This is a genomic window from Muricoccus roseus (genome assembly GCF_900141905.1).
GTDB lineage: Bacteria > Pseudomonadota > Alphaproteobacteria > Acetobacterales > Acetobacteraceae > Roseomonas > Roseomonas rosea.
This window is the reverse complement of sequence record NZ_FQZF01000010.1, coordinates 140,808-158,892: the sequence shown is the minus strand read 5'-3', so window position 1 is coordinate 158,892 and position 18,085 is coordinate 140,808. Positions and strand designations below refer to the sequence as shown.

The following is an 18,085-nucleotide window of genomic DNA, read 5'->3' as shown; positions in this document are numbered from 1 at the left end:
CAATCAGGTATGACTGAGATAGGTGGTTTGCGGACCCGCTCAGAACTCGGCGTAAAGCTCGATGACGTTGTCCTCCGGGTCCCGGAAGAACAGCGTTCGGTGCCGCCACTTCGGCAGGTCGGTGGGCTCGCGTAAGATCGGAACGCCCTTAGCGACCAATTCCTCGTAGCACCGATCAACGGCGTCGAGCGGGACGCGAAAGGCAAGTTGAACTGCTGCTGACCCTGATGGTCTCGGTCCGTCGTCGCAGACCGACCACGGCCCGCGCGGGCGCAGTGTCAGGAGCGCCGAGCCGACCCGGAAGCTCACCCAGTTCTCGATGTCCTCAGCCACGGCGAAGCCCATGATGTTCTCGTAGAACGCACGGGTCTCACGCATCCTGCTGCACAGGATCACGGTGTAGTCGAGGTTGGTGATGCCGCCGAGGCTCATCATCGTCTTCACTTGCATGGCAAAGCTATCGAACTCGGCGCGGGGGAGCCAGCGAACGGGTCCGCTACGGTCGGGAGCGGTTGTTGCTGATTGGGTTTTCACCCTGGGCCGGCAGCAGTTCCCGGCTCCGCAGCAGCGGCGCGATGCTGGGCTTGCGGCCGCGGAAGGCGACATAGAGCTCCATCGGGTCCCGCGTGTCCCCCGCGCTCAGCAGGGCGCGAAGGCGGGCGGCGGTGGCCGGGTCGAAGGGGTCCTGCGCCTCGGTGAAGGCGTCGTAGCCATCGGCGTCCAGCACCTCGGCCCAGAGATAGGAATAGTAGCCCGCCGCGTAGCCGCTGCCGGCGAACAGGTGCTGGAAATGCGCCGGACGATGGCGGATGCCGATCTCGCGCGGCATGCCGATGCGCTGCAGGAACTCCGCCTCGAAACGGTCGATCTCGATCGTCCCGGGTGCGGGGTGGCTGTGCAGGGCCATGTCGATGAGCGCGGCGGCGGTGTATTCCACCGTGGCGAAGCCCTGATTGAAGCCGCGCGCGGCGAGCAGCCGCGCGATCACCGCATCCGGCACGGGTTCGCCGGTTTCGTGGTGAAGGGCATAGCGACGAAGGGTCTCCGGCACGGCCAGCCAGTGCTCGTAGATTTGCGAGGGCAGCTCCACGAAGTCCCGCCGCACGGAGGTGCCGGACTGGCTGGGATAGCGCACCTGGCTCAGCAGCCCGTGCAGCGCATGGCCGAATTCGTGGAACAGCGTCTCCGCGTCGTCGAAGCTCAGCAGGGTGGGCTCGGATTTCGCGAAGTTGTTGTTGTTCACGATGATGGGCGAGACGGGCGCGTCGAGGTTCTCCTGGTCCCGGTAGCTGCTCATCCAGGCGCCGGAGCGCTTGTCGGCGCGGGCATAGGGATCGGCCAGGAAGATCCCGACATGGCCCGTGGCATCCCGCACCTCATAGGCCCGGACATCGGGGTGATAGACCGGCGCATCGGGGATCGGCGTGAAGGTGAGGCCGAAGAGCCGCGTCGCGGTGTCAAAGGCGGCCTGCTGGATGTTCTCCAGCAGGAAGTAGGGCTTCAGCTCGGCTTCATCGAGGTCGTAATCGGCGCGCCGCACCTTCTCCGCCAGGTAGCGCCAGTCCCAGGGCTCGAGCGGCCCCTCGAAGCCCTCCTGCCGCGCCACGGCCAGCAGCCGGTCGCGCTCGGCGGCGGCCTTGCGCTTGGCGGGCTCCCAGACCTGGGAAAGCAGCTCCTCGGCGGCCTCGGGCGTGCCGGCCATGGTGTCGGCCAGGCGGAACACGGCGAAGGACGGGTAGCCGAGCAGCTTCGCCCGCTCGGCGCGCAGGGCCAGGATCTCGGAGATCAGCGGGCGGTTGTCGTGCTCGCCGGGATGGGTGCCGCGGGCGATCCAGGCCTTATAGGCCCGCTCCCGCAGGTCCCGCCGGTTGGAGAAGGTGAGGAAGGGCTCGATCAGCGAGCGGGAGAGGGTGACGACGAAGCCCGGAATGCTGCGCTCCGTCGCGGCCCCCTCCATCCCCTCCCGCAGGAAGCCCGGCAGGCCGTCCAGGTCGGCCGCCTCCAGCGCCATGGACCAGACCTTCTCGTCATGCACGACATTCTGGCCGAAGCGCGTGTGCAGCAGGGCCAGCCGTTCCGAGATCTCGGTCATCCGCGCCTTGGCGACGGCATCCAGCGCCGCACCGCTGCGGATGAAGCCGAGATGGGTGCGGTCCAGCACGCGCAACTGGTCCTCGGCGAGCCCGAGCCCGCCGCGCCGGCGATGCAGCGCATCCACCCGCGCGAAGACGGCCGGATCGAGGGAGACCCGCATGCCATGCTGCGCGAGGCGGGGCGACATCTCGCGGTCCAGCTCCTCCAGCGCCGTGCCGCCGAAGCTGAAAACGAGGTTGGAGAAGAGGTTGACCACCCGGCTCAGCGCGCGGCCGCTGCGCTGCAGGGCCTCGATGGTGTTGGCGAAGCCCGGCTCCGCCGGATCGGCGCCGATGGCGGCGATCTCCTCCAGATGCTCCGCCATGGCGGCCTCGAAGGCCGGCGGGAAGTGCTCCGGCAGGATCCGGTCGAAGGGCGGGATGCCGAAGGGGGTTGTCCAGGGCACCAGGAGAGGGTTGGGCGCGGTCATGCCGGCCATACGCGGCCGAAGCCGGGGCGGGGTCAAGTCACGCCCCGGCCGCCGCGGCGGGGACCCAGACCCGCCCGTCGAAGAGCCGCCGGGCCGTGCGGTAGAAGGAGCCGGAGCGCGCCACCCAGGCCCCGTCCTCATGCACCACCTCCGCCCCCACGGTCAGCACGCCCGAGGGCATGCCGAGCCGCACCGGCCCCTCGCCGGCGGCGGGAGACAGCGCCTCGGCCACCACCGTGCCCGCGATGCGGGCGGCGATGGCGGTGCAGAGCGAGCCGGTGAGCGGCAGCGCGCGGTGAGCCTGGCCGTTGGAGATGAAGCGCGCCGCCAGGTCCATGGCGCCGGCCTGGATCCGCTCGCCGGAGAGGGTGGCCGCGTCGGCGGCGGGGCTGACGAGGGCGATGTAGGGCACGCTGCTGATCCGGCGCGCGGTCTCCTCATCGGGCGCGATCCCCATCCGGAGGGAGGCCTGGACCCGGATCTCGCCCAGCAGGCGTAGGATGTCCGGCCGCGCCTCCAGCGCCTCCGGCAGTTCCGTGCCGCTGAGGCCGATGTCGCGGGCGCGGATGAAGGCGGCGGCATTCGCCGCATCCACGAGCGAGGCCTCGATGGGGCCGAAGCCCGGCACCTCCAGCCGGTCGATCACCGCTCCGCTGGGCAGCAGCCGCCCCGTGGTGGCGCCGCCGGGCGCGAGGAAGTCCAGCCGCACCGGCGCGCCGGTGCCCGCCACCCCGGGGATGGCGAGGTCTCCGTCATACCGGGCCCGCCCCTCCTCCAGGGGAAAGGTGCCGTGGATGATCTTGCCGGTGTTGGTGTTGTGGATGCGGATGGTGGCCGTCTCGCCCTCCGCGCGCGCCAGCCCCTCATCCACGGCGAAGGGGCCGACGGCGGAGCTCATGTTCCCGCAATTGCCCCGGTAATCCACCCGCGCCTCGCGGATCAGGACCTGGCCGAAGGTGTAGTCCACATCCGCATCCGCCCGCGTGGAGGGCGCCAGCACGCAGACCTTGGAGAGGGAGGAGACGCCGCCCCCCATGCCGTCCAGCTGCCGCCCGAACGGGTCCGGCGAGCCCATGGCGGCGGTGAAGATGGCGTCCCAGGCCGCGCGGTCGGCCGGAAGGTCCCGCGCATGGAACATGATGGCCTTGCTGGTGCCGCCGCGCATGAAGACGGCGGGCAGGGCGCGCTGGGGCATGGGTTTCCTCCTCCGCCCAGCCTAGCGGAAGAGGGCGCCCCGGATCAGGGGGCCGATCAGGGTTCCGTCAGGCAGCCGGAGCGGGCGGCAAGGTGGCTTCGAGCAGGGCGGCGCCGGTGCGCTCCAGCGCATTCCCGGCCTCCTCCGGGCCGAGATAGGCGGCGGCGGCGAAGGCCCCCTCGACGAGCATGAGCAACGCATCGCCCAGCATCTCCGGGTCCGCCGCCCCCGCCTCGGCCGAGATCCGGCGCAGATCGTCCCGCATCTTCCGCTTGTAGGAATCGGCCACCTTGCGGGCGGGGTGCTCGGGATCGGGGAATTCGGCGATGGCCAGGCCGAGCGCGCAGCCTCGGAAGCCCGGCTGGCGCAGCTCGCCGACCGCGGCCGCGAGATAGGCGCCCGGGCGCTCACGCGGCGGCAGGGCCGAGCCGATGGCCTTCTCGTACCAGCAATCCTCCTCCCGGCAGTCATCGCGGAGGATCTCGGCGATCAACTCGTCCTTGGAGGGGAAGGCACGGTACAGGCTGATCTTGGTGGTGCCTGCCACCCGGCACAGCTCCTCCACCCCCGTGGCACGGATGCCCTGTTTGTAGAACAGGTCCCTCGCCACCTCCCGCAGTCGCTCCGCCGCGGATCGGCGTGGCTGGGTCTTGGTGGCGTCTGTCACGGTCTCTCTCCTGTTTCACGGAACGTAAAGCAGCGTCCGCGGGCTCTTGCAATGTTACTGACCGGTTCGTATCAATCCGTACGAACCGGTCGGTATCATCCGACCCCCGGAGATTGGCCATGCCGCCCGCCTTCCGCAAGAGCCTTATTCCCCTCGCCATGGCCAGCACCCTGGCCCTCACCCTTCCCGCCCTCCCCCTCTCCGCGCAGCCCGCCCCTCCCACCGTCACCGTCGCCGAGCCGCTGCGCCGGAACATCACGGAGTGGGAGGAGCATGTCGCCCGGCTGGAGCCCTCGGCCCGCGTGGAGCTTCGCCCCCGGGTCTCCGGCCAGGTGGAGAAGGTGCATTTCCGCGACGGGCAGGTCGTCCGTGCCGGCGACCTGCTCTTCACCATCGACCGCCAGCCCTTTGACATCGCGGTGGAAAGCGCCCGGGCCGAGGTGACGCGGGCCGAGGCGAGGCTCGAGCTGGCGCGCCAGGAGATCGACCGCACCTCCTCCCTCGTGCGGGACCGCTACGCCCCCCAGGCCCAGCTCGACACCCGCCGCGCCGCCCAGCGGGACGCTGAGGCCGGGCTGGCCGATGCCCGCGCGAAGCTGCGCCAGGCCGAGCTGGAGCGGAGCTGGACCGAGGTCCGCGCCCCGCAATCGGGCCGCGTCTCCGACCGGCGGGTGGATGCCGGCAACCTCGTCCAGGCCAGCACCACGCTGCTGACCACCATCCTGGCCCTGGACCCGATCTATGCCAGTTTCGACATGAGCGAGGCCGACTTCCTCCGCCTCTCCCGCCGCGGCGGCTCCCGCCCTGGGAGTGAGGCCCGTGGGGGCGAGGATACCGTGCGCCTGCGCCTGGCCGACGAGGCGGAATGGAACCGCCAGGGACGGCTGGACTTCCTGGACACGGCGCTGGACGCCCGTTCCGGCACCATCCGCGCCCGCGCCACCCTGCCCAACGCCGATCTTTTCCTAACGCCCGGCACCTTCGCCCGCCTGCGCCTGCGCGCCGGAGAAGGGGAGGTGCTGATGGTGCCGGACGCCGCCATCGCCGCCGACCAGGCCGCGCGCGTGGTGATGACCGTGACGGCCGACGGCACGGTGGTGGCCAAGCCGGTCGCCCTCGGCCCTGTGGTGGATGGCCTGCGCGTCGTGCGCGGCGGGCTTTCACCCGAGGATCAGGTGATCGTCGCCGGGCTGCATCTCGCCCGCCCCGGCACGCGGGTGACGGCGGAGGTGAAGCCACTCGCCCCCGCCCGCCTCGCGAATGCGCGCTGAGGAACCGCCGCCATGCGCTTCGCCCAGTTCTTCATCTCGCGGCCGGTCTTCGCCTCGGTCATTTCCATCGCCATCGTGCTGATCGGCGTCATCGCCGGCCTGCGGCTGCCGATCAGCGAATACCCCGAGATCGCGCCGCCTACCGTCACCATCGCCGCCACCTATCCCGGCGCCTCCGCGGCCGTCATCGCGGAGACCGTCGCCTCCCCCATCGAGCAGGAGATCAACGGCGTGGAGGGGATGCTCTACATCTCCTCCCAGGCGACCGGCGACGGGCGGCTGAGCGTGAACGTCGTCTTCCGCCAGGGCGTGGACGTGGACCAAGCCCAGGTGCTGGTGCAGAACCGCATGGCCGTGGCGGAAGCCCGCCTGCCGGAGGAGGTGCGGCGGCTGGGCATCACGGTCCGCAAGGCCTCGCCGGACATCATGATGGTGATCCACTTCACCTCCCCGGACGGCTCGCGGGACGAGCAGTACATCTCCAACTACGTCATGCTGAACGTGAAGGACCGGATCGCCCGGCTGGATGGCGTGGGCGACGTCCAGGTCTTCGGCGCGCGCGACTACGCCATGCGGATCTGGCTGGACCCGGCCCGCATCGCCGCCCGCGGCCTGACCCCCGGCCAGGTGGTGGAGGCGCTGCGCCGCGCCAATGTGCAGGTGGCCGCCGGCGGCCTGAACCACCCACCCACCAGCGCCTCCGACGGCGCCTTCCAGCTGAACATCCAGGCGCTCGGCCGGCTGCGCAGCGTGGAGGAGTTCTCCGACATCGTCGTCGCCACCGGCGAGGGCGGCGCGCCGCTGCGCCTGCGCGACGTGGCGCGGGTGGAGCTAGGGGCCCAGGACTACACGCTCAACGCCTATCTGGATGCCGACAAGGCGGTGGCCATGCCGGTGTTCCAGCGCCCCGGCTCCAACGCGCTGGCCACCGCCGCCGCGCTGCGCGCCACGCTGGAGGAGCTGAAGCGCAGCTTCCCGCCGGGCCTGGCCTATCACGCGGTCTATGACACCACCCGCTTCATCGAGCAGTCGATGGAGGCGGTGGTGCACACCTTCATCGAGGCCATCATCCTCGTCGTGCTGGTGGTGATCCTGTTCCTGCAATCCTGGCGGGCCTCCATCATCCCGCTGGCGGCCATCCCGGTCTCCATCATCGGCACGCTGGCCTTCATGGCGGCGCTCGGCATCTCGCTGAACAACCTGTCCATGTTCGGCCTCATCCTGGCCATCGGCATCGTGGTGGACGACGCCATCGTGGTGGTGGAGAATGTGGAGCGCCACATGGCGGACGGGATGGACCCCGTGGCGGCCACGCGGCGCACCATGGACGAGGTGGGCTTCGCCCTCATCGCCATCGCGCTCGTGCTCTGCGCGGTCTTCGTGCCCACCGCCTTCATCGAGGGCCTGTCGGGCGCCTTCTACCGGCAGTTCGCGGTGACGATCGCGGTGGCGACGCTGCTCTCGGCGCTGGTGTCCCTCACCCTCTCTCCGGCCCTGGCGGCGCTGCTGCTGCGGCCGCATGGGCATGGGCATGCGAAGCCCACGGGCTGGCGCGCCTGGCTGGGCGCGCCGTTCGGCCTGTTCTTCCGTGGCTTCAACCGCCTCTTCGATGCGCTCTCCGTCGGCTATGGCGCGCTGACGCGGCGGCTGGTGCGACTCTCCGCCCTGCTGCTCATCCTCTTCGCCGGGTTGCTCGCCCTCACGGGGCAGACGGTGATGAGCACGCCCACCGGTCTCATCCCGCCGCTGGACCGCGGCTATCTCATCGCCGCCTTCCAGCTGCCGCCCGGGGCCTCCCAGGCGCGCACGGATGCGGTGATCCGCCAGGCGACGCGGGACGTGCTGGAGGTGCCGGGCGTGGCCAATTCCATCGCCTTCACGGGCTTCGACGGCGCGACCTTCACCAACGCGCCCAATTCCGGCGTGATCTTCGTGAACCTCAAATCCTTCGAGGAACGCACGGCGGCGCACCTGACCTTCGCCGGCATCACCCAGGCCGTGCAGGCCCGGCTGATGCAGCAGCGGGACGCGCTGGCCCTGGTCATCCCGCCCCCTTCCGTGCCCGGCATCGGCACGGGCGGCGGCTTCAAGCTCTATATCCAGGACCGCGGCGACCGTGGCGCGCGGGCGCTGGAGGAGGTGACGAACCGCGTAGTGGCCGCCGCGAACGGGCGGCCCGAGATCGCCATGGCCTTCACCCTGTTCAACACCAAGACCCCCACGCTGCGGGCCGAGGTGGACCGGACGAAGGCCGAAATGCTGGGGGTTCCCCTCTCCCGCGTCTCGGAGGCGCTCTCGACCTATCTCGGCTCCACCTTCGTGAACGACTTCAACATCCTTGGCCGCACCTACCGCGTGACGGCCCAGGCGGAGGAGACGCAGCGCCTGACGCCGCGCGACGTGGCCCTGCTGCGCACGCGCAACGAGGACGGAGCGATGGTGCCGCTGGGCGCCTTGGCCACGCTGGAGGAGGACAGCGCCGCCTATCGCGTGCCCCGCTACAACCTCTTCCCCGCGGCCGAGGTGCAGGGCGCGGCGCGGCCGGGCGTCTCCACCGGCCAGGCCATTGCCGCGATGGATGCCCTGCTTCGCGAGCAGCTTCCCCCCGGCTTCGGCTTCGAATGGACGGAGATCGCGCTGCAGGAGACGACCCAGGGCAACACCGCCCCGATCGCCTTCGGCCTGGCCGTGGTCTTCGTCATCCTGCTGCTGGCGGCACTGTATGAAAGCTGGCTGCTGCCGCTGGCCGTGGTGCTGATCGCGCCGATGTCCGCCCTGGCCGCGCTGGCCGGGGTGGTGTGGCGTGGGCTCGACAACAACGTGCTGGTGCAGGTGGGGCTGGTGGTGCTGATCGGGCTCGCGGCGAAGAACGCCATCCTGATCGTGGAATTCGCCCGCCATGCCGAGGCCGAGGGGATGACGCGCTGGCAGGCCGCCGAGGCCGCGGCCCGCACCCGGCTGCGGCCCATCCTCATGACCTCGCTCGCCTTCATCCTCGGCGTGCTGCCGCTGGCCGTCGCCACCGGCGCGGGCGCGGAGATGCGGCAGAGCCTGGGCACGGCCGTCTTCGCCGGCATGCTGGGGGTGACGGTCTTCGGCCTGATCTTCACGCCGGTGTTCTACGTGGTGGCCCGCGCCATGGCCCGGCGGGAAGGGGCCGACGGCTCGGCGGCGGTTCACGCCCCCCTTGCGACGACGGAGGGGTGAGCGTCGTGCCAGGGGCGTACCAGGGTCGTGCCAAGGGGGCCGGATGCGCTACGCTTCCGGCCGAGTGAGTGGACACATCCATTGGACCTGACGCAGATCCGCTACTTCCTGGCCCTGGCGCGGGAGCTGAACTTCACCCGCGCCGCCGAGGCCTCGAACGTGACGCAGCCCGCCCTGACCCGCGCCATCCAAAGCCTGGAGGAGGAGCTGGGCGGGCCCCTGATCCTGCGTGAGCGCTCCCTGACCCAGCTGACGGAACTGGGCCGGACCATGCTGCCGCTGCTGCAGGCCACGGCCGATGCGGCGGAGGCGGTGAAGACGCGCGCCGCCGACCACCGGCGCGGGGTGGACGAGGCCCCGCTGCGGATCGGCATCACCGATGCCGTGCATGCGAGCGGTCTCCCGCGCGTGCTGCGGGAGGTGGCCGGCCGCGTGTCCGAGTTGCGCCTCACCCTGCGCCGGGGGGCGGCACCGGCCCTGACGGAGGCGCTGCTGGGCGGCGAGCTGGATGCCGCCCTGCTGCCCGAGGTGGGCGCCCTGCCCGAGCGGCTGAACCGTTGGCCGCTCTGGTCGGAGGGGATCGTCGTGCTGGTGCCGGAGGACCATGAGCTGGCCTCGCGTGCCAGCATCCCTGCCTCCGCCCTGCATGGGCAGAGCGTGGTGGTGCTGGACGCGGCGCATCCGGTGGCCGCGGTCATGGCGCGGCTGGAGCGCGAGCACGGAATTCATCCGCTGCCGCAGCATGCGGCGGATGGGCATGACGAGGCGGGGTTGCTCGTCGCCGCCGGCATGGGGCTGGGCCTGGCGCCGGTCGGCGCGGTGCTGCCGAAGGGGGTGGTCGCGCGGCCGCTCGCCGAGCCGGAGCTGACGCATCCGGTGGTGCTGAGCACCGCGGCGGGGCGGCCGATGAACCGCGCGGTGAGTGCCTTCGTGAAGCTGGTGCGCGCCGTGCGCTGGGAAGCCGGGCAGGTCACGGCCGAGTCCTGAACGCAGCGAACCCGGCAGCCCCTGGGGCGGCCGGGTTCGTCGGAATGGCCGAGGCCGGGGGGCCTCGGCTGGTCGTCTCAGCGGGCGTCAGGCGCCCTGGCGGGACATGTCGAAGTTGGCGCCCTGGCTGCTGGCGCCGGCCAGCGGGGTACGGCTGGCATCGGCCTGGGTCCAGGCGCCCGAGGCGGTCGGGCCGGAGACATAGTCGCCCTCGGCGAAGGAGGGGGCGGCCACACCCGCGACCAGGGCGGTGGCGAGGCTCAGCGTGGCGAGGATCTTGCGCATGGGAAGGTGTCCTTCAGCTCTGTGTTCCGCGGCAGGGGCGCCGCTTCCGTGACCCAGAAACTGATCCCTCCCGCCCCGAACCTCCAATGCCGAGCGGCTATGCTCTCCATTCCCCCGGGGCATTCGGCCCCCTGAGGCATCCTGGAGGATGCAGCGCCCTGACCCTCACCGCCAGCTTCCTGGCTTGCCAAGCAGGGCGCCCGGTGCCGTCATGCCCGAGGCGACGTGCAGCCCGACGGAGGAAACCATGAGCAACCCGCTTCTGCGCCTGGCCGGGCACGCCGCCGGCTGGCGGGGCCGGCCGCTGACGCCCGAGCTGGAACACCATGCCCGGCGCGCCCTGCTGGACTGGTTCGCCGCCCTTCTCCCGGGCTGCTCCCGCCCGCCCGCCACCCTGCTTGCTGCGGCCCTGGCCGGCGAACGCGGCGCGGGCCGGGCCATCTGCTACGTGGACGGCTCGCGCGGCCCGCTGCGGCACGCGGCGCTCATCAATGGCACGGCCAGCCATGTCGTCGAGTTCGACGACATCTACCGGGATGCCGGCTACCACCCGGCGTGCCCGACTATCAGCGCGGCCCTCGCCGCCGCCCAGTCCCTCGGCGCCTCGATGCCGGAGCTGCTGCGGGCCATCATCGCGGGCTATGAGGTCGGCAGCCGCATCGGCATGGCGGTGCAGCCCAGCCACTACCGCTACTGGCACACCACCGGCACGGTCGGCACCTTCGGCGCCGCCACGGCCGTCGCGGTGCTGATGGGGCAGGATGCCACGCGCATCGCCCATGCGCTCGCCACCGCCGCCACCATGGCGAGCGGCCTGCAGGGCGCGATCCAGGGCGAGGGGATGAGCAAGCCCTTGCACCCCGGCCATGCCGCCGAGGCCGGAGCCCTGGCCGCGATGGCGGCGGCCCAGGGCATGACGGGAGCCCTCGACGTGCTGCACGGCCCCGCCGGATTCGCCGCCGCCACCAGCGAGGATACGGGGAAGTGGGAGAAGGCGCTGGAAGGGCTGGACGGGCTGCCGGTGATCACCGCCATCACCTTCAAGAACCATGGCTGCTGCGGCCACATCTTCGCCGCGCTCGATGCCGTCGGCGAATTGCGGAACGCGCATGGCTTCACCGCGGCGGATGTCGCCCGCATCCATGTCGCGGGTTATACTCAGACCAAGACCCTGTGCGACCGGCCGGAGCCGCGCACCGAGGCGGATGCACGCTTCTCCGTGCAGTATTGCGTTTCCGCCCTGCTTCATCTCGGTGGCGTGCGGCTGGCCGCCTTCGCGCCGGAAAGCCTCTCCAGCCCTGCCATCCGTGCCGATATGGGCAAGGTGAGCGTCTCGATCGATCCGGACCTGGCCGACGCCTATCCCGGGCGCCGCGCCGCGCGGGTCAGCGTGACCTTGCTCGACGGCACGGTGCTGGAACGCCTCCAGCCCACGCGGAAGGGCGACCCCGACGCGCCGCTGAGCGATGCCGAACTCTCCGCCAAGTTCCACGAGCTGGCCGGGCCCGCCATCGGCGCGGAGGCCGCCGCGCGGCTGGAACAGGCCCTCCTGCGAGGCCAGGCGCTGCCCGGCCCTGTTCCCCTGCTCGGGCACGCGCAGGCGGCCTGAGGCGCGCGATCTAGTCCAGCGTCATCCCGTCCAGCACCTTGCGCCAGCGAGCGGCCTCGGCCACCACCATGGCATCGAAACCCGCCGCCCCGCCCTGCATGGCAACGGTGCCCTGGGCCGCCAGCTTCGCCCGCAATTCCGGCAAGGCCATCGCGCGGGTGAAAGCGGCGTCCAGCGCGGCACGGACCGGTTCCGGCGTCGCGCGCGGCACGACGATCCCGGCGGCCGAGCCATTGACCAGGCCGGGCATGCCGGCCTCGGCCGCGCTGGGCAGGGTGGGCAGCAGCGCCAGGCGCTCCGGCGCGGCCGCCACCAGGGCACGCAGCGTGCCGGCGCGGATATGCTCCACCACGACAGGCGTCGCCTCGGCGGTCGCGGCCACCTCGCCGCTCAGCACGGCCTGCACGCCGGCCGCGCCGGAGCGGTAGTGCACCGCCATCAGCTCCACCCCACCCAGCGACTGCAGCAGGGCCAGGGTCTGGTGCGGCGAGCTCCCCGCCCCCGCGGTGCTCCAGCCCAACTTGCCCGGCTCGGCCCGGGCCATGGCGAGGAACTCGCGCAGCCCCGCCCCTTCCGGCAGCAGGTTCGGGCGGACCACCAGCACATGCGGCGTGTTCGCCAGCGGCGCGACGGTCGCGAAGTCCTTCGCCGGGTCGAAGGGAAGGCGGCGGTAGAGGATGGGGTTCACCGCCAGCATCCCGATGCTGGAGAATAGCACCGTATGCCCGTCCGGCTGGGCGCGCGCCGCTGCCTCCGCGGCAATGTTGCCGCCGGCGCCCGTGCGGTTCTCCACCACGATCGGCTGGCCCAGGATCGGCCCCGCAGCCTCCGCCACGATGCGCGCGACGAGGTCACTGATTCCGCCCGCGCCGAAGGGCACGATCATCCGCACGGGGCGCGAGGGGAAGGACTGCGCCGAAGCCTGGGCGCGGGGCAGTGCCGCCAGCAGCGGCGCCGCGAGAAGGCCGCGGCGCCTCACCGCGCGGCCCTCCGGATGCGGAGCATCATGCTGTCGAAGGAGTAGTCCGCCACCTGGTGATAACCGAAGGAGCGGTCGCGGAAGGCCGCCTGGCTCTCCAGCAATTCCTTGAAGCGCGGGGACTGGGCCGAAAGCTCCGTGAAGACCTCCTGCGTGGTGCGGTAGAAGGCATCCAGCACCTCGTTCGGGAAGGCGCGCAGCTGGGTGCCGCCGGCGACGAGGCGGTACATCGCCTCGACATTCTTCCAGTCGTATTGCGCCAGCATCCATTGTGTGGCGGCGCCGGAGGCCGCCTCCAGGGCCGCCTTGTAGGCCTTCGGCAGCTCGTTCCAGCGGTCCAGGTTCACGAAGGCATGGAAAACCGCGCCGCCTTCGCCCCAGCCGGGGTAGTAGTAGTAGCGGGCCACCTTATCGAAGCCGAGCTTCGAGTCGTCATAGGGGCCGATATACTCGACGCCGTCGATCGTGCCGCGCTCCAGCGCCGGGTAGATGTCGCCGGGCGCGATCTGCTGGGGCACCACGCCCATCCTGGACATGACGTTGCCGGCCAGCCCCGCAACCCGGAACTTGAGCCCGCTCAGGTCGGCGACCGTGCGGATCTCCTTGCGGAACCAGCCGCCCATCTGGTTGCCGGTGTTGCCCAGCGGCAGCCCGTAGACGTTGTACTCCTTCAGCAGCCTGTTCAGCATGTCATTGCCGCCGCCGTGGTACATCCAGGCGGCCTGCTGGCGCGGGTTCAGCATGAAGGGCACGGTGGTGGTGAAGGCGAAGGCCGGGTCCTTGCCGGTGAAGAACAGCCCGCCCGTATGCGCCATCTCCACGCTGTTCTGCGTCACCGCATCCAGCGCCTGCAGCCCCGGCACGATTTCCCCGGCGGCGAAGGGCGTGATGCGGAAGCGGCCATCCGTCATCTCGGAGACGAGGCGGGCGAAGTACTCGCCGGTGGAATAGGTGACGTCGAGAACCTTGGTGAAGGAGCTGGTCATCCGCCAGCGGATCTCGGGCGCCGATTGTGCGAGGGCCGGGGCGGCGAGCGTGGGCAGGGCTAGCGCGGGGGCCGCGGTCCCGGCGGCCATGAGGTGGCGACGACGCATCGGGGTGTCTCCTGGCTGGTCCGGGCACAGGGTTTGCAACTGCGATGCCAGTCTTGTTGCCCAGAAATCTACGGGGCAACAGGGCGGGATCCTTGCCGGAAGCGCGGCTTTGGGTCAGATTTGGGAGAAATGGGCAACAAGTTGCCCAAAACTGGAGCAGAACGGATGAGCGCCTCCATCGGCTGGCACGGCACGGTGACCCACCTGCACATCACCCCCCGTGCCTTCCTGCCCATGCAGCCGCAGGAAGCCATCGAGCTTGTGGCCGGGGAGGGCATCGTCGGGGACCGCTACCGCATCGGCACGGAGACGGGCTTCTATTCAGAGAAGCCGGAGGAGGGCCGGCAGGTCACCTTGTTCGAGGCCGAGGTGCTCGATGCGATCCTGCGCGACTACAAGATGGAGATCCTGCCGGAGGAGCATCGCCGCAACGTCACCACCTCAGGCGTGCCGCTGAACCACCTGGTGGGCCAGCGCTTCCGCCTCGGGAACTGCGTGGTCGAGGCGACGCGGCTTTCCATCCCCTGCCGCCATATCGAGGAAATCCTGGGCAAGCCGGTCTTCGACCCGCTGGTCCATCGCTCCGGCCTGAACTGCAAGATCCTGGAGGGCGGGACGCTGCGCGTGGGCGACCCGATCCGACCGCTCTAAGCTATCCATGGCCCGGCACATCGAGCTGTGCGTGGCCGAGGCCCGCCCCGCGGGCCCCGGCATCCTGCGCGTGACGCTGCGCGACCCGGATGGCTGGCCGCTGCCGCGCGTGCGGCCGGGGGCGCATCTGGACCTGCACGTGCCCGGGCTAGGCCCGCGCGCCTACAGCCTCTGCGGTGACCCCGCCGTGCAGGATGCCTGGACCGTGGCGGTGAAGCGCGAGGCGGAATCGCGCGGCGGCAGCGCATGGGTGCATGGGCTGCGGCCGGGCGATGCCGTGGCCGCCTCCATGCCCCGCTGCACCTTCCCCCTCGCCGAGGGGGCGGTGCGGCATGTGATGATCGCGGGGGGGATCGGCGTCACCCCCTTCCTGGCCATGGCGCCGGTGCTGGAACGGGCGGGGGCGGACTGGACGCTGCATGTGCTGCATCGCGGCGCCCTGCCCTGCCCCGAGGACCTGGCCCCCTGGCTTGAATCCGGCCGCGCTGTCGCGCATGACACGGCGGTGACGCCCCGCCCCGCCCTCGAAGCCCTTCTGGGCGCCTACCACCCCGGCCTCCAGGCCTATTGCTGCGGCCCGGTCGCGATGATCGAGGGGTTCGAGGCCACCACGGCGGCCTGGCCCTCCGGCACGGCCCGGGCGGAGCATTTCGTCCCGCCCATCCTGCCGCCCGACCCGTCGGCGCGCGCCTATACCCTCAGCCTTGCCTCCAGCGGCGCCTCCGCCGAGGTGCCGGCCGGCGGCAGCATGCTGGTGGCTCTGCGCGCCATGGGCGCCAAGGTCGATGCCTCCTGCGAGGGCGGGATCTGCGGCGCCTGTAAGATCCGCTGGCTGGAGGGCGCCCCCATCCACCGGGACCGCGTGCTGACGCCGCAGGAGCGCGAGACGCATCTGATGGCCTGCGTCGCCGGCTGCGCCTCGGAGAGGCTGGTTCTCGACGCATGAGCGCCGCCGCCCGGAAACCTGCCGCGGAGCGGGACGCCGCCCGCACCGCCGAGCTGGGCGCGCGGCTGCGCGTGCTGCGCCAGACGCGCGAGATGACGCTGGATGCGCTGGCCGAGGCCACCGGGCTCGACAAGGGCTATCTCTCCCGGCTGGAGCGGGGGATGAAGAACCCCTCCATCGCCACCGTCCTGCGCATCTCCGAGGCGCTGGAGGTGCCGGTGGCGGAGCTGTTCGGCGAACGCCTGGCCGAACATGCGGTGCGCGTGACCCGCGCGCGGGACCGGCTCTCGCTTTCCCCCGCCGGGGACAGTGCCCATGGGATCGAGGCGCTGAGCCGGGACGGCGCGGCGCTGGAGGCCTTCGTCCTGCACCCCGCCGCCGAGTTCAGCGCGGATGGCCATGCCGAGCATGCCGGGGAGGAGCTGTTCTTCGTCCTGCGGGGCACGGTGGAGCTGCGCTTCGCGGACCGCGGCTTCGTGCTGGAGCCGGGCGACTGCGCCCAGTTCCCCGGGCACCTGCCGCACCGGATCCGCCGCGTGGGGGCGGAACCCGCCTCGGCCCTGGTGGCGGTCGCCCGGCCGCCGCGGGAACGCCGGGGGCGCGGTGGGGGCTGATCCGGCGCGCCGTGGGGAATTTGCCTGAGGCCGGCGGTTTCCCTCCTGCGCGACTCGTCCCTATGGTGCGCGCCCCACCATCCGCCGGCGAAAGGGATTCCGTCTTGCTGTTGCCCTCCCCCGGACGCATCGCCTTCGGCGGCCTGGTCACGGCGGCCTTCGCCCTCATGCTCGCCCCGGTTGCGATGGTGATGGTGATCAGCACCTTCGCGCAGGAGATCGTCTCCTTCCCGCCCTCCGGCTTCACCCTGGACTGGTACGTCAATGCCTGGCAGCGCCAGGAATTCGCGCGCGGCTTCGTCTCGAGCCTGCAGATCGCGACCCTGGCCACGCTGATCGGCGTGCCGCTGGGCACGGCGGCGGCCTTCGCGCTGGTGCGAGGCAGGCCGCGCGGCGGGGCGGCGATGCAAACGCTGCTGCTGGGGCCGCTGGCGGTGCCCGGCGTGGTCGCCGGCACCGCCCTCTACATGTTCTATCTCAGGGCCGAGTTCTGGCTGGACCGGGACATCACCTCCACGCTGGAAGGGCTGGTGGCCGCGCATGTGCTGCTGACCATCCCCTGGACCGTGCGGCTGGTGACGGCCAGCCTGCAAGGGCTGGACCGCGCGGCCGAGGAGGCGGCGGCGAATCTCGGGGCCCGGCCCTTCACGGTGTTCCGCCGCGTCACCCTGCCCGCGATGCGGCCCGGCATCATCGCCGCCTGCCTCTTCTCCTTCATCCAGAGCTTCGAGAACCTGGAGCTGAGCCTTCTCCTGGTCGGTCCCGGGCGAACCACCCTGCCCGTGGCGATGCTCAACTACCTCGAATTCCGCATGGACCCGACCCTCGCCGCGGTGGCCACGGTCCAGATCATCCTAGTGGCCGTGCTCATGCTCATCACCGACCGCTTCGTCTCGATCGCGAGGACCGTATGACCGACCGCCTCCAGGAAGGGCTGTCCTGATGGGAAGCCTCGTGCTCGAGGCGCTGACCAAGCGCTATGGCACATCCACCGCGGTGGAGCGCGTCGATCTCGAGGTGCCGCAGGGGGAGATGGTGGCGCTGCTCGGCCCCTCCGGCTGCGGCAAGACCACCACGCTGCGCATGGTGGCGGGCTTCGTGCCGCCCAGCGCGGGGCGCGTGCTGATCGGCGGGGCGGATGTGACCCGCGCGCCGCCCCATGCGCGCAACACGGGCATGGTGTTCCAGTCCTATGCGCTGTTCCCGCACATGACCGTGGCCGACAATGTCGCCTTCGGCCTGGAGATGCGTCGGGTGAACCGCGCGGACCGCGAGCGCCGGGTGCGGGAGGCGTTGCAGCTCGTCCGCCTGGACAGGCTGGAGGACCGGCTGCCCCGCCAGCTCTCGGGCGGCCAGCAGCAGCGCGTGGCGCTCGCTCGCGCCCTGGTGGTGAACCCCGCCGTCTTCCTGCTGGACGAGCCGCTGAGCAACCTGGATGCGAAGCTGCGCGGCGAGGTTCGCATGGAGATCCGCTCCCTGCAGCAGCGGCTCGGCCTCACCACGCTGATCGTGACCCATGACCAGGAGGAGGCGCTGACCATGGCCGACCGGCTGGTGGTGATGGAGCGTGGCCGGGTGAGGCAGGTCGGCACCGCCGAGGAGCTTTACGAGCGCCCGGCCGATCCCTTCGTCGCGGGCTTCGTCGGCCGCTGCAACCTGGTCGAGGGCGAGTTGGAGACGCCGGGCGGCTTCCGCGCCGCCTCCGGTGCGCTCCTGCCCTGTCTCACCGCCGGCGCCCCGGCCGGGCGTGCCATCCTGGCGCTGCGGCCCGAGCATGTGCGGATCGCCCCCGCGGCCGATGGCCCGGCCCGGCTGCGGGCGGTCACCTATCTCGGCGCGCAGACGGAGTACCACGTGGATCTCGGCGGCACGCCGATTCTCGCCATCCGGCAGACGCCCGGGGCGGAGGAGCCGCTCCGGCGCCTCGCGATCGGCGACGCCGTGAGTGTTTCGTGGGATGCTTCCGCCGCCCGGCTGCTGCCGGTGGCGCAAACGGACGGACAAGGAGCCTGACGCC

Annotated in this window: 16 protein-coding genes; 9 read left to right on the top strand and 7 right to left on the bottom strand. The window is 71.4% G+C overall.

Annotated elements, in window-relative coordinates:
- Window positions 1-39 precede the first annotated feature (39 nt).
- The 4 genes from BUB97_RS10530 to BUB97_RS10515 form a co-directional block, all read right to left on the bottom strand.
- Window positions 40-450, bottom strand: coding sequence for a VOC family protein (locus BUB97_RS10530; protein ID WP_217659620.1), 411 nt, complete (start codon window positions 448-450; stop codon window positions 40-42).
- A gap of 46 nt (window positions 451-496) precedes the next feature.
- Window positions 497-2,563 carry a M3 family metallopeptidase gene (locus BUB97_RS10525; RefSeq protein WP_175562607.1) on the bottom strand — a complete coding sequence of 689 codons (2,067 nt, stop codon included), beginning with the start codon at window positions 2,561-2,563 and terminating at the stop codon, window positions 497-499.
- Window positions 2,564-2,600: 37 nt separating this feature from the next.
- Window positions 2,601-3,758 carry a 2-methylaconitate cis-trans isomerase PrpF family protein gene (locus tag BUB97_RS10520; RefSeq protein WP_073134432.1) on the bottom strand — a complete coding sequence of 386 codons (1,158 nt, stop codon included), beginning with the start codon at window positions 3,756-3,758 and terminating at the stop codon, window positions 2,601-2,603.
- A gap of 67 nt (window positions 3,759-3,825) precedes the next feature.
- Entirely contained in the window at window positions 3,826-4,425 is a 600-nt protein-coding gene (locus tag BUB97_RS10515; protein ID WP_073134430.1) for a TetR/AcrR family transcriptional regulator, read from the bottom strand.
- A gap of 119 nt (window positions 4,426-4,544) precedes the next feature.
- On the opposite strand from BUB97_RS10515, the gene BUB97_RS10510 reads away from it, so the two are divergent.
- The 3 genes from BUB97_RS10510 to BUB97_RS10500 all read left to right on the top strand — a co-directional run bounded on the left by BUB97_RS10510 (window position 4,545) and on the right by BUB97_RS10500 (window position 9,890).
- A complete protein-coding gene (locus tag BUB97_RS10510; RefSeq protein ID WP_073134427.1) occupies window positions 4,545-5,696 on the top strand; it encodes an efflux RND transporter periplasmic adaptor subunit in 1,152 nt (383 codons plus the stop codon).
- Window positions 5,697-5,708: 12 nt separating this feature from the next.
- Entirely contained in the window at window positions 5,709-8,903 is a 3,195-nt protein-coding gene (locus tag BUB97_RS10505) for an efflux RND transporter permease subunit (RefSeq protein WP_073134424.1), read from the top strand.
- An 81-nt stretch (window positions 8,904-8,984) separates the two neighbouring features.
- The gene (locus BUB97_RS10500) at window positions 8,985-9,890 is read left to right on the top strand and encodes a LysR family transcriptional regulator (protein WP_073134422.1); all 906 of its coding nucleotides are present in this window, start codon (window positions 8,985-8,987) and stop codon (window positions 9,888-9,890) included.
- Between the two features lie 87 nt (window positions 9,891-9,977).
- Here BUB97_RS10500 and BUB97_RS10495 read toward each other — a convergent pair whose 3' ends face one another.
- Window positions 9,978-10,175: a hypothetical protein gene (locus tag BUB97_RS10495; protein ID WP_073134420.1), complete on the bottom strand. Its 198-nt coding sequence runs from the start codon at window positions 10,173-10,175 to the stop codon at window positions 9,978-9,980.
- A 247-nt stretch (window positions 10,176-10,422) separates the two neighbouring features.
- Between BUB97_RS10495 and BUB97_RS10490 the strand changes: the two genes are divergently transcribed.
- The gene (locus tag BUB97_RS10490; RefSeq protein ID WP_073134418.1) at window positions 10,423-11,784 is read left to right on the top strand and encodes an MmgE/PrpD family protein; all 1,362 of its coding nucleotides are present in this window, start codon (window positions 10,423-10,425) and stop codon (window positions 11,782-11,784) included.
- A 10-nt stretch (window positions 11,785-11,794) separates the two neighbouring features.
- On the opposite strand, the gene BUB97_RS10485 is transcribed toward BUB97_RS10490, so the two are convergent.
- The gene (locus BUB97_RS10485; protein ID WP_073134416.1) at window positions 11,795-12,763 is read right to left on the bottom strand and encodes a Bug family tripartite tricarboxylate transporter substrate binding protein; all 969 of its coding nucleotides are present in this window, start codon (window positions 12,761-12,763) and stop codon (window positions 11,795-11,797) included.
- Window positions 12,760-13,857: a TRAP transporter substrate-binding protein gene (locus BUB97_RS10480; RefSeq protein WP_073134413.1), complete on the bottom strand. Its 1,098-nt coding sequence runs from the start codon at window positions 13,855-13,857 to the stop codon at window positions 12,760-12,762. Before BUB97_RS10480 ends, BUB97_RS10485 begins: the two co-directional genes overlap by 4 nt.
- Before the next feature lie 165 nt (window positions 13,858-14,022).
- On the opposite strand from BUB97_RS10480, the gene BUB97_RS10475 reads away from it, so the two are divergent.
- The 5 genes from BUB97_RS10475 to BUB97_RS10455 all read left to right on the top strand — a co-directional run bounded on the left by BUB97_RS10475 (window position 14,023) and on the right by BUB97_RS10455 (window position 18,081).
- Window positions 14,023-14,508 carry an MOSC domain-containing protein gene (locus BUB97_RS10475; RefSeq protein ID WP_086062092.1) on the top strand — a complete coding sequence of 162 codons (486 nt, stop codon included), beginning with the start codon at window positions 14,023-14,025 and terminating at the stop codon, window positions 14,506-14,508.
- Window positions 14,509-14,515: 7 nt separating this feature from the next.
- Window positions 14,516-15,454 (top strand): PDR/VanB family oxidoreductase, encoded by a 939-nt coding sequence (locus tag BUB97_RS10470; protein WP_073134410.1) that lies wholly within the window; start codon window positions 14,516-14,518, stop codon window positions 15,452-15,454.
- Entirely contained in the window at window positions 15,451-16,068 is a 618-nt protein-coding gene (locus BUB97_RS10465) for a helix-turn-helix domain-containing protein (RefSeq protein ID WP_086062091.1), read from the top strand. The genes BUB97_RS10470 and BUB97_RS10465 overlap by 4 nt, the downstream gene beginning before the upstream one ends.
- Window positions 16,069-16,172: 104 nt before the next feature.
- Window positions 16,173-16,982, top strand: a complete 810-nt coding sequence (locus tag BUB97_RS10460) for an ABC transporter permease (protein WP_245818268.1) — start codon at window positions 16,173-16,175, stop codon at window positions 16,980-16,982.
- A 28-nt stretch (window positions 16,983-17,010) separates the two neighbouring features.
- Window positions 17,011-18,081, top strand: coding sequence for an ABC transporter ATP-binding protein (locus tag BUB97_RS10455; RefSeq protein ID WP_073134405.1), 1,071 nt, complete (start codon window positions 17,011-17,013; stop codon window positions 18,079-18,081).
- Window positions 18,082-18,085: the final 4 nt, after the last annotated feature.

Bases quoted from the DNA above. Each gene is read 5' to 3' on its own strand.
- BUB97_RS10530 (WP_217659620.1), bottom strand. From the start codon at position 450: ATGCAAGTGAAGACGATGATGAGCCTCGGCGGCATCACCAACCTCGAC.
- BUB97_RS10525 (WP_175562607.1), bottom strand. From the start codon at position 2,563: ATGACCGCGCCCAACCCTCTCCTGGTGCCCTGGACAACCCCCTTCGGC.
- BUB97_RS10520 (WP_073134432.1), bottom strand. From the start codon at position 3,758: ATGCCCCAGCGCGCCCTGCCCGCCGTCTTCATGCGCGGCGGCACCAGC.
- BUB97_RS10510 (WP_073134427.1), top strand. From the start codon at position 4,545: ATGCCGCCCGCCTTCCGCAAGAGCCTTATTCCCCTCGCCATGGCCAGC.
- BUB97_RS10505 (WP_073134424.1), top strand. From the start codon at position 5,709: ATGCGCTTCGCCCAGTTCTTCATCTCGCGGCCGGTCTTCGCCTCGGTC.
- BUB97_RS10495 (WP_073134420.1), bottom strand. From the start codon at position 10,175: ATGCGCAAGATCCTCGCCACGCTGAGCCTCGCCACCGCCCTGGTCGCG.
- BUB97_RS10490 (WP_073134418.1), top strand. From the start codon at position 10,423: ATGAGCAACCCGCTTCTGCGCCTGGCCGGGCACGCCGCCGGCTGGCGG.
- BUB97_RS10480 (WP_073134413.1), bottom strand. From the start codon at position 13,857: ATGCGTCGTCGCCACCTCATGGCCGCCGGGACCGCGGCCCCCGCGCTA.
- BUB97_RS10475 (WP_086062092.1), top strand. From the start codon at position 14,023: ATGAGCGCCTCCATCGGCTGGCACGGCACGGTGACCCACCTGCACATC.
- BUB97_RS10470 (WP_073134410.1), top strand. From the start codon at position 14,516: ATGGCCCGGCACATCGAGCTGTGCGTGGCCGAGGCCCGCCCCGCGGGC.
- BUB97_RS10465 (WP_086062091.1), top strand. From the start codon at position 15,451: ATGAGCGCCGCCGCCCGGAAACCTGCCGCGGAGCGGGACGCCGCCCGC.
- BUB97_RS10455 (WP_073134405.1), top strand. From the start codon at position 17,011: ATGGGAAGCCTCGTGCTCGAGGCGCTGACCAAGCGCTATGGCACATCC.